Genomic DNA, 13165 nt, shown 5'->3' with positions numbered 1-13165 from the left:
GCCGTCTGGATTTGATGGTCAGCGGACCGTCAGGCCGCTGCGTGTGCGGTGCATGCCACGGACAGCGATAGCGAACACAGCACGATGTGCGAGAGACTTACTTGGCCGAAGCCCCAGCCACGGTCTTCAACTCGGTCGCGCGGTACGCGATGCCGGAACGCCCGTTGGTCGCCCACGGGATCGCCTCCCACTGGATCGGGCTCACGAGCTGCCCCACCGTCACGTTCGGCTTCTCTCCCGCCGTAGTGATGGTGATGACCTCGCCGCCGGTCTCGTCCAGCACGAAGACCTGAGTCGACCACATGAGCCGGCCCGTACCCTTCTCCGACCGCTGATTGCCGTTCTGGTCGTTCTTCGGCGTCGGGTCCATCGACACCGTCACCTGCTTGCCCTTGCCATCCACGTACAACTTCACGATGTACCCCTCCTTGGGTTGAGCGCGTCCCCGTTGGACGACTGCTCTGAACCGTTGAAGCCATCGTGCGCGCGGCTGATGTTTCCTCTCCACGCCGCCTATGTCGTGTCCTAAACTTCGATGTATCTGACTGTCTCGTCTGTGTCTCGTCTGTGCTAACATTGACTATCTTGATCGCGTGGCCGAGGGATGGAGAATCGCGTGCCGGGTTCGATCCTGCTCAAGTCGCTATTGCAAGAACGACACTGGCAGACGTACCGAACGTTCTGTGTCGAGTACGACAAAGCCGCGCGAAAGATCGACCCACACCTAGTAGGCACGTGGCCGAGTCGGGCACAACTTCATCGCTGGTTGTCGGGGAGCTTGAAGGGGCTTCCTTACCCCGATCACTGCCGCATTCTTGAGACAATGCTCCCCGGCCATTCTGCTCAGCAACTGTTCGGCATGTCAGGGGGCCAGGGAGCCGGGGGGCACACCGCGTCCGAACCGGCCGACATCTTCGAGGCAGTCGCGGAAGGGCTCGACAAACCGCCTGAGCAGGACGTGGAGTGGGGCTGGAGGCGGCCTGAGGCCAACGTGGTGGGCAATGGCGGGGTCGCAGCGATACCGGTGCGGATGGCCACGCCGGACAGCGAGGTCACGCCAGCCAGCCGCGAGCTAGGTCAGAAGCTTCTTCAACTCCAGAAGATCATGCGCCTATCGGAGGAGGAAACACACCTCCTCGCTGGCCTTGCTGGCAGCGTGGTTGAGATGTCGATGCGCGTGCATATCGACATCAATGCCGACGGATCAGCGCGTGTGGCCTACCAGCACGAGGTACTGAACCTGACGACCAGACCAATCACACGAATTCCGCGTGAGCTTTGGTTCCGGTACACGAAGGGCCACCTATCGATCGCACCGGTAGACAGCGGTGGTCGGCGTGTCGCCATTCAGCGCGTTCACGAGACGCCGACGATAGTGAAGTTCGCGTGCCAGATATCCCCGGCTATCCAGTCGGGCGATTCGGCCGTGCTTGGTTACGAGTGCGAGGGAGGCCAGTTCCTGGAACAGTTGTACTGGCGGCAGTCGATCCAGAGGTACACACGTCACCTCACAGTCCGTGTTCGCCATCGGGAAGCCGGCGTGCTGGGCCAATGCTCAGCAGTGGAGGAACGCCCGGACGGATCAGAGAGCTTCGCATCGGAAGATCTGTTGTGGGACTACGAGGGCAATGACATTGTGATGACTGTGACCCGTGACTACCTACGCCCCAACCAGAGCGTCACCTTGCGATGGGATGTCGACCGTGCGACTGCGTGACGAGGTAGAGGCCACCCTGCGTTCCTGGGATGCCTACGAGCGCGAGCGTGGCACAACGCCCATCATCGATTACGACTGTCACCCGGCCGCCGATCCGGCGGAACCAGCAGCAAGTCGCCTGCACGTCCTCACCACCCTTCAGCGGCTCTACCACGCCAGGGGGGACCAGGCCGACGATCCGATAGGACCTCGGCTCCGCGCCGACATTGCCTACCTCCGGGCGCTCCTGGGCGAACGAGTACCGCTTGCGGAGTACATAGGCCAGACGCAGGGATGCGGAAGCGCGGGTTGGCCCCAGGAGTACGTCGCCAGAAGAGAAGCCGACGCCCGGGCCAGCGTGGAGCGGCTCGGCGTGGCGTGGGGCGCCGACACGCTTGACCACCTTGCGGAACGCGAGGGGCGACTAGCCCCGGACGAGGCACCCGACGCCATCCGACGTGCGGCGGTCGAGTTGGAGCCGATCGTGCGGAAGATGGTGGACACCGACGCCCCGTTCAACCTCAGCATTGAGGCCGCAAACATCGACGCCTACTGGGCCTACTGGCTAGACGGCAGCGGCACGAATGCCAGACTGCGCCTCAACCTTCGACATGCTCAGTTCACTCAGGTGCAGGCGCGAGTCTTCGCGCTACATGAGGTCCTCGGCCATGCTCTAAAAGGCGCCAGCTACGCCGAACGGTGCACGGCCGAGGACGTGCCCTGGGTACGGGTGCTTTCCGTCCATGCCCCTCAGCAGGTGCTCTTAGAAGGACTCGCCCAGGCGCTACCACTGTTCGTCATACCCGACGATGAGCAGGTGGTTGCCCGGATACGGCTGGCACACTTTACCCAGCTCGTACGTGCAGAGCTACACCTTGCCGTCAACCTGGGCGCCACCATCGAGGACTGTGCCGACCTGGCCCGGTCACGAGTGCCGTTCTGGTCCAATGAGGACATCGCTGACACCCTAACCGACCGAAGCGTTAGCCCACAGTTGCGGTCCTACCTTTGGTCCTATCCGGCAGGGATCGATTGGTTCGTGTCCCTCGCGGAGGAAGGCGGTCCCAGCACCAACGAGGTGCTTCGTGCCGCATACCGGAAGCCCTCACACCAAGCGATCTCGCGGCACTATGGCCGAGCGGCCCAACAATTGGAGGGCCGGGGACGCGCTGATGCCGGGAACTTGGGCCGGCCGGCTGCCGGCGATGTTGTGAGAACTTTCTGTACGTCTTCAAGGCGGCCCGAAACGGGCCGCTCGCGCCGCCGACTGGGCGCGTGCCCGCCCTCCCTCGGCCGGTCGGGGCGGGCACGCCAAACGCCCGTCGGCTGGCGCGAATTGCAAAGACCCTCGGGACCGCCGAAGATCGACAGATCCGAGGTTTCGTGATGTTGATTGGCCGGCAGCCGGCCGGCGAGCTGGGCGCGCGGCGTGGTCGCCGCGCGGGCGTCATCGGCGAGGTCGCACGCCGTCGCGGTTGGGCCTACTGCGCCTCCGGCGGGGGCGCTCCGACTCCGGGATGCCGGAAGATCGTCGGCGGGTCACGGTCCGTGGGTGGTCGCTCAGCTATCCCGTCTGCCGTCGACCCGGGCAAGCCGAGCAGACCGCCGCCCGGGGCGCCAGCCGCCGCCCGACTGTCAAGGTCCGCTTGACGTGGCGCCCCGGGCGGCGGCCCGCTCCACCAACGGCGCGGGTCGACGGCAGACGGGATAGCGGCGATGCACTGAGACGGAGTTACACCACGTCTTGAACTGAACCGTTTTGCTCGGACTCAGGTTGTTCAGGCGCGTGCACCACAATCCGAAGTGCGCCCATCAAGTTATTGTCGACAATCACGTCCACTACATAGAAGCCCTCTTTAGTAATACGGAACGTCCTAAGAGGGATCGACACAGGGACGTTCCCCAAAGGGGCGTCCACTTTTCTTACTTGATCCTCCGGGACCTCAAATTGAGCGCGAATCTCTCCAAGGCGATCGTCCGTATCCTCATGCCGCAACACGACCGACAACCAATGCTCGCCGACGTCTTCCGCCTCAATAGTGAGCAGGATAGCAACATCCAGCATCAGCGGGGAGGGAAGATTCTGCGTGACGGTAGTTACACCGGCACCGAGAATGTGCAGCAATCCCTCACGGACCGTCGCCCTGTCACAAATGGTCGAAATCGAGAGCTTCACCGCTTAATGACTTCCTGAAGACGAACTGGAATGTATGCGGACGCCGTGCCGTCTGTATAGCCAGTCCAGTCCGCTTTGACCTTTAATACATCCACGACTCTCGTCGAGGAACGCGAGCCAGCGCCCGATCGAATGTAAGTAGGACGCCTGAGAAGACGTATTCTCTCACTCGGGATCGTGCGCCGTCTCTTTGCCCACTTGATTCTGCGAAGCCTAGCGAGCACGCTGTTCTTCACTGTTGGAACCTCGACTGGACGCGTCGGGGGTAGACAAACACGAGAGGATCTACAGTCAAAGAGTTTTTGGCAGCGTTTGGCGCTGACAGCAGAATGACATGATAGTCATCAACAAGCGTCGACCAGTCGACATCGAGGGACAAGAAGCCACGCTCTTCGTCCACCCTTACGACTGTTGCGACTGCCGCCACTTGATCATCTGGCTCGAAGACGGTGACTTCGTCGCCAGCCACAACCGGCCGATCCGCTTTGCGCAGCCGCGCGCGGACGTAGCCGTCCCTTCCGCGACTGTTCAGGTCGATCTCGATTCGTGCCCGAGGTTGTCCTCGCAAGCTCAACTCCTCCATGCGGGGTTCCTCCTCTTGTTGGGCTCGAACAACCGAACAAGCTTCCATATGTCGGCTTCGACCGATTCGCTGCCTAGGATGACGTCGTAGTGGTGTGGAGGGGGCTCCGAGCGTCGCACAGCTAGGCCAGCTGACGAAAGATCCCGCTCGGTCGTTAGCCAGATGTTCTTGCCGCTTACCGGGGCTTCCTTGCAGATTTGGATCACGAGATCATCGATACCTGTCTCAACATTTGAGCGTACGAGCCCAAATGTTGAGATCGAGTACACGAGAGATTCCCCACGTGCAGCGCAGTCGTCCGCCTCCTCCTCTGCTTGCGCCTTCAGGCGGTCGAAGCTCATGGGAGAAAATCGCACGATCAACAGCTCCCCCTCAGGAACCTCGACCACGCAACCATCCTGATCTCTTGTCGACTAGTGACGACCCCTTGCCCGTTCTGTGCTCTCATGGTAGCGCTCACGCCTTAGCCGGCAGGTAGCAGTTGCGCGACAGGTGGTAGCAGCACGCACGGGAGGACGCGAGCGCTTGGCACTGCATAGGAGCCGTGCCCGTTGCGTGCCCGATCCAGCGGTCAGCAGGGGTCGACATCGGACAGCCCGTCACCGCCGTCCGTGACGTCGCCGAGGTCGCATCTCCCTCCGGACGACGCTCCGTGATGATCAAGACGTCTTCTAAGCAGTTGGTCCTGTCCGGGGTACCGTGACCGGCATGACCGTGCGCGGTGATCGATGTCTGGCGCGGATCCGCCTGGGTGATGACGAAGTCGGCTGGCTGTCGACACGCCCGCTCGCCGCACACGTGGTCGAGGACGATTTGTACTGCGAACTTGAGATGGGTCATCCTGGCCCGCATGCGACCATGGGCCAACAGGGCTACAAGATCGCATGGTGGGTCCGATGGACCCTTTCCGCCTCAGAGATCGTCGAGACAACCATGTGTCCAGCGGAGAGCGACGAGGTCGACCAACTCGGCGAACACGACCTATGTCTGTTGTACCAAGGTCACCCAGGCCGACACTCCTTTGAGTACGGCGTTGAGTGACTAACTGGGTGACGACGGGGGAGTACCTGGCTGGACTCCCATGGACGCAGGTGGACACGTCTGCCCAGCTCAAGACCATTGCCGGGCAGGTCCGTAGGACCATGATCGTTGCCTGGGGGTCAAGGGGTCGTCGGTTCAAATCCGGCCGTCCCGACAGCGAGAGGGTTTCCGCAGGTCAGAGCCTTGCGGGAGCCCTCTTTTCATTGCTCGGCATGAATGCCCGGTCTAGCACGCCGCTGTTGGACCACTTGACTCGCCGAGGTTTCTGTCATGTCGAAGCTGGACCTGAGTAAGCTCACCGTCGATCTGTCCCCGGTCTGGGCCGGGTTCCTGGGGGACTGGGACCGCACCCTGCGCGCCGGCAACTACCCGGCCACTACCCGCTGCAACTACCTGCTCGCCGCGGCCCAGTTGGGCAGGTACCTGGCCGAGCAGTCACCCGACCCGGACGCGGACACCGCGGCCGCCGATCCGTGTGCGGTGTCCCGGGCGCATGTGGAGTCGTTCCAGGCGTGGATGATCGAGACCCGGTCGGCGTCCACCGCGTTGAACAAGCCGGCGGCGACACCGGCGACCTGATGCTGCTGCTGGGCTGGGCCTCGGACGACATGCCCCGGCACTACGGGGCCAGCGCGGCCGCTGAGCGGGCGCAGGCGACGCAGGCGCGGCTGGGCATCGGTGAGCGTGTGTAGCTCGGGTGGCTGATCGACACAGTGGGCCGGGTGTGGTTGCGTCGTTATCGGTAGGCCGTCGGGCTTGGCGAGGAGGGGCACGATGACCCGGTACGCGATCGACGAGAGCCGCGGCGAGCTGTTAGCGACGTGGGAGACCGGCTGGGGTGCGGTCGCGATCCGAGTGGCACCGCTGGCGGCCAGCCTCGAGCCGCGACAGCGGCTGGCCCTGGCGGCCGAGATGTCGGGCCTGTCCGAGGCGCTGTGGCGCTGCTACACGCACCCGGCGAGCGCCGCGGACAGCCTGGAGATCAACACGGAAGGGTGGCGGCGGGAACAGACCAGGAACGAGTTCGCGTCGGTGACGGCGAACATCGGCAAGCCGAGCTTGCCCGACAGCGACGGCATGCTGATGGTGTCCTACGACCCCGTGGAGGAGCGCGCCCACCGGGTAGGCCGGTGCCTGCACGCGGCCGCGGACGGGGATCTGACCGCTGCGGTGATCGCCGATGTGGAGGCCGAGATCGCGGCCGTAGAAGGTGCCGAACTGGGGGACCTGTCGGGTCGCTCGGCGCAGGCCGTGCAACTCACCCGGCAGGACGCCTCGCCGGTCCAGGTCGCCGCCGCCGACCGGATCCTGACCGACGACCCACTCGGCGCCGACGAGCTGTTTCTCGATCTCGATCCGACTTCGGCGTGCGTGGCGGCGGCGCACTGGCTGCAGGCGGCCGCCGACGTCGCGGCGCGGGCATCCAGCGGTGCCGCGACCGGCGTGCTAATTGAGGCCGACGACATCGAGGCGCTGCCGTACGCGACGCCCGCCGCGGTGCTGGAACTGATGGAGATCGGTCTGTCGCCGACGGACGCGGTAACGAGCCTGATCCGCGATGCCATGGCGGTCGCCGAGGGTGAAGCGCCCGACATCGATGAACTGCGCGACAAGCTTGAGGAAGCCGACGAGCAGGCCGAGCGGTACGGCGTGGATGATCCCGAGGCGGTGGGCGAGTTCACGACGATTCGGTTGACCACGCTGGACTCGGACACAGCAATTGCCCACCAACCGTATCCGCGTCGTTCGATCTCACGTGGGCATGTGGCTCCCCCTCGCCTGACGGGGGATCTCGCGGCGGGGCAGGCGCGATGGCCAGCCGTCGAAGACGGTTACGTCGTCCACGTCGAGGCGCCAGGTGTAGTTGGTGCAGACCACCGCCAGCTCATGCCCCCGCTGGAACGCCGCCAAGACGTCCATGGCGGTCGTGTCCGCGTCGTGTTCAGGGTCGAGATGCCGTAGCTGCGGAACGTGCGCAGCCAGGAACATCAGCACCTGGTCCTGGCGGACATACACGTTGCGCCGACGGTCCTGCCGCCGGACCTGGGCGCTGGTGTGCCCGTGGCGGCAGCGGTAGCCGGCACGGCCGTGTACCCAGTGCGCGGTCAACCGCCGCCCGCAGATCTGGCACAACAGCAACCCGGACAGCGCGAACTCGCGGCTGGTGCCGTCGGCGGGCTGCGGCGTGCAGTAGATCGCCTGCACCGCGACGAAATCCTCCTCGCTGACCAGCGGCGGGTGAGCGAGCTGCTCGGAGATCACCCAGTCCTGCAGGCTGTTCCGCCGCCGAGCCTCCGCCCGGCCCAAGATGTCGTCGGCGGTGTCGAGGGGCCGGAGTCGGTGCGCTGCCGGTTCCATGTCTGCCGCCCGGTATACCGCGGATTGGCCAGGATCGCAGCCACCGTCTGCCAGATCCACGCCCGCCCACTGCGATGCCGGTTCCGTTCGGCGTCCACCTGGGAGGGGCACGGCACACCGCGCTCATTCAGATCCCGGGCGATCGCGGTGATACTGCGCCCGGCCAACCGCTGTGCAAACATCCACGCAACGTGCGGCGCGGTCGCCGGATCCGGATCCAGCCGCAGCGCCCGCCGCCCCCACCGGGCATGCGCCCTGTTCGGATGCGGACCGGCGTCCACCAACCGATACCCGTACGGCGGGCGGCCACCCAGGTTGCGGCCCTGACCCTCGACCTGCGCCCGCATCGCCGCCTTCGCCCGGAACCGGGCCCGCTGCACCTCCCGCCGCGAGTGCACCCCCAACATCCGCAACAACGACACATGCAAAGCGTTAGAGAGATCGGCAGGGCCGTCCAGCTCGGGCAGCCACATCTGCACCCCGTGCGCGGCGAAGACCGGCGCCATCTGCTCGAACTGATCGCCGTAGAACGCCCGCTCGAACTCACCGACCACGACCGCTTCCCAACCGCGCTGCGGGTCAGCCAGCTGCGCAGCCGCCCACGGCCGGCGTCCCCAATCCCGGGAACGGCTATACCCGACATCGAAGAACTCCGCCACAATCACCCCCCGCCCGGCGATCAACTCCTCAGCGAAATCCCGCTGCCACCGCCCCGACGACCCAGGATCCTGCCAATCCTCGGTGGAGATCCGACCGTAGAACGCAAACCGGATACCGCCATCCACGGCCGCAGTGGACAGACGGCGGCGGGCGTGCCGACCCCGATCCCGCTGGATATACCAGCCGAGCAAGTCCGGAACCGGCCCGTCCGCCGTCGAGCGCGCACCGGCCCTCGCGGCGGCGGACTTCGAAGGCATGCCCCAATCGTCACGCTGACCCAGATTCGACACCAATGCCCCAGAAGAGTGGGTGACTGCCGGCTCGAGGACAGACCCCTCTATTGCGTGTCAAGGGGGCGTCGGTTCTTGTACCTGATCGAGGATCATGGCGTTGAACCCACCGCGACACCTGTCGGGGCGGTCCATGGAACACTGTGGACGTTCCTGCCCTGGGTCGTGCCGGCCTGGAACGGCGGCAATGACGTACGCGGCTTCGCACCAGCGGGTCCTTTGTGGACTTCGGCCGCGTCCCCGCCTGCGCAGCGTGTACGTCGTCGACCTGTTCGGGAGCCCGGCACGAGCACGCCATGCTGATCGCCCTGCCGGCGCTGCAGATCAATGCCTCTGCGAGCCGCCGTGAGTATCGTCGAGCCACTGTTCGCGGTCGATCAGCGGTTAGCTTGCGGTGCAGCTGGTGCTCACGCCTGTGTCATAGGACGCCAGCCAGCTACGGCTTACGTGCGCCCGTATCCGCTGCGCTCTATGGCGGCGAGGGCGGCCAGGACGGAGCGGCGCATCAGGAGCGCGACGAGTTCGCTGTCCCGTTGCTGGAGTGCTTCCAGGGTGAGTTCGGCGTAGTGGAGGCTTTCCGTGAGCCGTTCCGGTTGTGAGAGGGTGCGCCGCACCGACAGGGTGCGGACGAACAGGGAGTTCAGGATTCCCTTCATGGTGATGTTGCCGGCGATGTCGGCGATGACGTCGAAGAACTTGAAGTGTGTCCAGCGGTAGTTGGCGTCGTCATTGTTGGCGGCGTGTTTTTTCAGCGTGTCGACTATCGAGCTGAGGGTGGCGAGGTCGTCGTCCGATGCTTGCGTGGCGGCCAGTTGCCCGGCCATGGACAGTAGGTGGGCCCGAACGATGAATACTTCGCGAACCTGTTGCGGGCTGAACGATGCCACCCGGGGGCGGCGGCGGGCCCGCATTTCGACGAGCCCTTCCGACTCCAGCAGGGCCAGTGCTTCTCGGACCGGGGTTCTGCTGGACTGGAACCGGTTGGCCAGGTCGACGCTGTTGAGGTCCTGACCGGGACGGAGCCGGCCCTCGATGATGCCGAGGGCGACCCAGACAGCGATCTCCACGACTGCTGGCTCGCGTCGGTCCGACAGCTCCAGCAGTTGGATCAGCTCGTTGGCCGCTTCTGTCGACGGCGTGCTCTCGTCCATCGTCTGTCATCTTTCCATGAGTGGGACAAGGTGCCTTTCAGCGTTCGAGCGCCGGGCGGCGTCGATGACTCGCATCGTGGCCAGGCCCTCCTGTGCCGACACCGGTGGCGCGGCGTCCTGGCTGATCCAGGGGACGACGGCATCGTAGAAGGCTTGCCACCGCCCGCGCTCGGCGTGGACAGGGGCGGGTGGCTGCGGTCCGGTTCGGATGACCCAGTCGTGGGCGTCCGGCATCCCCACGTGTCGTCGCCGGGTGCGAGTCCTTCGGCGAGCTGTTCCTGTTGGCGGTCGGGGGTTCCCAGGGTGATCCGGGTGCCACCGGCGGTGAGCTCGAAGCGGGGGGAGTGGGCGTCGCCGACGGGTCCCATCGACAGGTGGGACAGGCTGCCGTCCGCGTGTCGCAACGCGAGGAATACGTCGTCTTCGGCGATCGCGCCGGGCCGGCGGGCGTCGAGTTCGGCGTACACATCGACGACCGGGCCGAGCAGGGTGATGGCCTGGTCGATGAGGTGTGGACCGACCTCCAGCAGGATCCCACCGCCGGTCGGATGGTTTCGCCAGCTGTCCCGGACGGTGGGCTGCCACCACTGTAGTCGCGACTCAAGGCGTGCCGGGCCGGCCCATGCCCCTTCGCCTTGCAGCCTCCTGAGGGTCAGGAAGTCGCTGTCCCATCGGCGGTTGTGGAATATCGCGAGTGGCGCGTGGCCCAGGAGCTGCTCGGCTTCGCGTAGGTCGGTGGCCATCGGCTTGTCGACCACCACGTGGGTGCCGAGATCGTGGAGCTGGTCGACGATCCGCGCCCGAGAGGCGGGAGGGACCGCCACGACGGCGACGGCGCAGCCCTTCGCCGCGGTCAGGTCGCTGCCGACCTGGGCCGCCGGAAACCGCGCCTTCGCGGCTCGCTGACGCTCCTGGTTCCTGGTCACGACGACGCTCAACGCGAATGCTGAATGGGCGCCGACCAGTGGGGCGTGCAGGCCGGCTCCGGCTCCGCCGAAGCCGATCAGCGCGACGGGCAGCGGGTGCTCAGACATTCGACAGTTCCGAGATCATGCGTTGGTGCCCCCGCAGTTGCGCGAAGGTGTCGGGCGAGCCGTCCCAGAGATGGCCCTCGTACTCGCTCATCAGGTAGCCGTCGAACCGCGTTCGCTTGAGCATCGTGAGCACCTGTCCGTAGGGGATGGACGGCTCCCGGCCGCCGTCCATGTCGAAGAACTTTCCGTGGACGATCCGGGTGAACGGCAGGACGTCTGGCAGCCAGCCGGTGTCAGACCGGTGAAACAGTCGATAGGCGCGTTGCGCGAAGGCGGTGGCGGTCGCGCTCGGCAGCGCTGGCGGCGGCAGACCGGCGGACCAGCTCTCGGCGATGTGACGCACCGCGTCGGCGGGCAAGCCGGCGGCCATCATGTGGCGTACGAATCCGGGTGGCAGCGCCCGCATCACGCAGGAGAGGTCGAGGATCAGGCCCAGGTGCGGGGATCGCATGGCGTTCAGGTGTTCGAGCAGGGCTTCCACGCCAGGGTCGGCGGACGTCTGCGCGTGCAGTTCACTGAGGACGGTCAGATCGCGCTGCTCGGCGGCCACCGCGAGGTGGTCGAGCAGCGGCCGGCGGGGTGGCACGTTGAGGCGGACGTGGGAGCAGCCGAGCGCCGCGGCGATGTCGAGTTCCGCCTCCGCCAGGGCCATGATGGCGGCGTCGTCGCGGGCGGCGACCGTGGTGCGGCCGGGGTCGAGGAACGCGTCGTAGCAGACCGGCTCCAGGCCGGTCGCGTGCAGCTCACGGGCGAACCGGTCGAGCCATCGCCGCTCCGGCGCCGGGTAGCCTTCGACCACCTGGGCGCCCAGGAGCTCGAGCCCCGTGTAGCCGCCGATGGCCGCGATCCGCTGGAGGCAGGATCGCAGCGACCGGCCCCGTCGCAGCTCGGCGCCGAGGCTGAAGGTGCACACACCGAGCGGCCACGGCGCGTGGCCGGGGTCGGACACCCGCACGGCGCCGCAGGCGACCCGCCTCGACCAGTCGCCTCCGTTGCCGCCGCTGTCCGGCAGCCGCAGGGTCAGCTCGACCGTGACGGCTGCTTCCGCGCGCGGCACGAGGCTTTCGCCGCGGACGCCGATCTGCAACGTCTCGTCGACCGACCAGTAGCGGGTCGGCATCGCGTGCAGATCGGACAAGGGCCGGTGCTGGCCGTCGAGGCGGAACAACAAATCCCGGTCGGCGACCGCCTGCCCGTCCACGAGGACCGCCGCCCGCTCGATGCAGGACACCGGCAAGGCCCGGAACCAGGGCAGGCGAAGGCGGATCGACCAGGCGATTAGGCCGTGGTCGTCATGCCGCGTCGCGGAGGCGTCGAGGGTGTACGCGTCGATCATGACTTGATACCGCCGGTGAAGCCCCGGACGAGCTGCTTCTGCGTGACGATGAAGAACACGAGCACGGGCAGGATCGAGATGACGACCCCGGCGAAGACGTAGTTCCACTGGGTGGCGAACTCGCCGACGAAACCGTAGATGGCCACGGGAAGGGTCTGGTTGTCCGTGCCGGCGAGAAACACGAGCTGGTTGAAGAAGTCGTTCCACACGAACAGCGCGGTGACCACCGCGACGGTCGCGGTGATGGGCGAGATGAGGGGAAAGACGATGCGCCAGTAGACCCGGAACGGCGCGGCACCGTCGACGAGCGCGGCTTCCTCGTACTCCCTGGGAAACGCGCGGATGAAACCCGCGTAGAGGAAGATCGCCGTCGGCAGCTCGAGCCCGGTGTAGAGGAGCACCATGCCGGCGTAGCTGCCCACGAGGCCCAGCTCGCGCAGGGCTATGAAGGCGGGTATCAGCCCGAGCTGGTACGGCATCACGATGCCGAGCACGAACGTCACGTAGAGGACGTTGTTGAGGCGGGAAGCGTGGCGGGCGATCGTGTAGGCGGCGAGCGAGCCGAGGACGACGACCACGAACACGCTGCTGAGCGTGATGATGACGCTGGAAAGTAGCCCTCGGCCCAGGTTGGCGCCGGCGCCGCTCCACGCTTCCTTGAAGTTCTCCAGCTCCGGGTGCGTGATGGGCAGTGCGAGCGAGCGCTCGGTCACCGCTTCGTTGTCCTGCAAGGACAGTGCCACGACGAGATAGAAGGGCACCCACCACAGGGCGGCGGCCAGCAGCATGAGCGCTTCTCTGGCGAACGTGCGCTTGCGGTACTTCAGTCGGCTCATGTGG

Annotated in this window: 14 protein-coding genes and 1 pseudogene; 5 read left to right on the top strand and 10 right to left on the bottom strand. The window is 65.9% G+C overall.

The features are described from left to right. Window positions 1–97: 97 nt before the first annotated feature. Complete coding sequence (locus Prum_RS06965) at window positions 98–415, bottom strand: hypothetical protein (RefSeq protein WP_173074960.1); 318 nt, start codon at window positions 413–415, stop codon at window positions 98–100. A gap of 201 nt (window positions 416–616) precedes the next feature. Here Prum_RS06965 and Prum_RS06960 point away from each other — a divergent pair, with 201 nt between their 5' ends. After that, window positions 617–1717: a hypothetical protein gene (locus Prum_RS06960; protein ID WP_173074958.1), complete on the top strand. Its 1101-nt coding sequence runs from the start codon at window positions 617–619 to the stop codon at window positions 1715–1717. Then, the gene (locus Prum_RS06955; protein ID WP_218577129.1) at window positions 1704–3083 is read left to right on the top strand and encodes a hypothetical protein; all 1380 of its coding nucleotides are present in this window, start codon (window positions 1704–1706) and stop codon (window positions 3081–3083) included. The genes Prum_RS06960 and Prum_RS06955 overlap by 14 nt, the downstream gene beginning before the upstream one ends. Window positions 3084–3428: 345 nt before the next feature. On the opposite strand, the gene Prum_RS06950 is transcribed toward Prum_RS06955, so the two are convergent. From Prum_RS06950 to Prum_RS06940, 3 genes are all read right to left on the bottom strand, one after another. Next, the gene (locus Prum_RS06950) at window positions 3429–3872 is read right to left on the bottom strand and encodes a DUF6941 family protein (RefSeq protein ID WP_173074956.1); all 444 of its coding nucleotides are present in this window, start codon (window positions 3870–3872) and stop codon (window positions 3429–3431) included. A 232-nt stretch (window positions 3873–4104) separates the two neighbouring features. Next, window positions 4105–4455 (bottom strand): hypothetical protein, encoded by a 351-nt coding sequence (locus Prum_RS06945; RefSeq protein ID WP_173074954.1) that lies wholly within the window; start codon window positions 4453–4455, stop codon window positions 4105–4107. Then, window positions 4443–4844, bottom strand: a complete 402-nt coding sequence (locus tag Prum_RS06940; RefSeq protein ID WP_173074952.1) for a hypothetical protein — start codon at window positions 4842–4844, stop codon at window positions 4443–4445. The genes Prum_RS06945 and Prum_RS06940 overlap by 13 nt, the downstream gene beginning before the upstream one ends. Window positions 4845–5163: 319 nt before the next feature. Between Prum_RS06940 and Prum_RS06935 the strand changes: the two genes are divergently transcribed. From Prum_RS06935 to Prum_RS51085, 3 genes are all read left to right on the top strand, one after another. Further along, window positions 5164–5496: a hypothetical protein gene (locus tag Prum_RS06935; protein WP_173074950.1), complete on the top strand. Its 333-nt coding sequence runs from the start codon at window positions 5164–5166 to the stop codon at window positions 5494–5496. A gap of 270 nt (window positions 5497–5766) precedes the next feature. Then, window positions 5767–6075 carry a phage integrase N-terminal SAM-like domain-containing protein gene (locus Prum_RS06930; protein ID WP_246277705.1) on the top strand — a complete coding sequence of 103 codons (309 nt, stop codon included), beginning with the start codon at window positions 5767–5769 and terminating at the stop codon, window positions 6073–6075. A gap of 195 nt (window positions 6076–6270) precedes the next feature. Further along, a complete protein-coding gene (locus Prum_RS51085; protein ID WP_246277704.1) occupies window positions 6271–7458 on the top strand; it encodes a hypothetical protein in 1188 nt (395 codons plus the stop codon). Window positions 7459–7536: 78 nt separating this feature from the next. On the opposite strand, the pseudogene Prum_RS51080 reads toward Prum_RS51085, so the two are convergent. The 6 genes and pseudogenes from Prum_RS51080 to Prum_RS06905 form a co-directional block, all read right to left on the bottom strand. Beyond that, window positions 7537–7854: pseudogene (locus Prum_RS51080) on the bottom strand (recombinase zinc beta ribbon domain-containing protein); the annotation flags it as partial. Next, window positions 7755–8771, bottom strand: coding sequence for a recombinase family protein (locus Prum_RS06925; protein WP_246277703.1), 1017 nt, complete (start codon window positions 8769–8771; stop codon window positions 7755–7757). The pseudogene Prum_RS51080 and the gene Prum_RS06925, both read right to left, overlap by 100 nt. Window positions 8772–9247: 476 nt before the next feature. Further along, window positions 9248–9955, bottom strand: coding sequence for a GntR family transcriptional regulator (locus tag Prum_RS06920; protein ID WP_173074948.1), 708 nt, complete (start codon window positions 9953–9955; stop codon window positions 9248–9250). Further along, window positions 9913–10989, bottom strand: a complete 1077-nt coding sequence (locus Prum_RS06915; protein ID WP_173074946.1) for a Gfo/Idh/MocA family protein — start codon at window positions 10987–10989, stop codon at window positions 9913–9915. Before Prum_RS06915 ends, Prum_RS06920 begins: the two co-directional genes overlap by 43 nt. Then, complete coding sequence (locus Prum_RS06910) at window positions 10982–12325, bottom strand: TIM barrel protein (protein WP_173074945.1); 1344 nt, start codon at window positions 12323–12325, stop codon at window positions 10982–10984. The genes Prum_RS06915 and Prum_RS06910 overlap by 8 nt, the downstream gene beginning before the upstream one ends. Next, window positions 12322–13161: a carbohydrate ABC transporter permease gene (locus Prum_RS06905; RefSeq protein WP_173074943.1), complete on the bottom strand. Its 840-nt coding sequence runs from the start codon at window positions 13159–13161 to the stop codon at window positions 12322–12324. Before Prum_RS06905 ends, Prum_RS06910 begins: the two co-directional genes overlap by 4 nt. Window positions 13162–13165: the final 4 nt, after the last annotated feature.

Origin of the sequence: Phytohabitans rumicis (assembly GCF_011764445.1) — a bacterium.
GTDB classification, from domain to species: domain Bacteria; phylum Actinomycetota; class Actinomycetes; order Mycobacteriales; family Micromonosporaceae; genus Phytohabitans; species Phytohabitans rumicis.
Note: the sequence above shows the minus strand (reverse complement) of the source record. Positions and strands in the feature narration are given on the sequence as shown.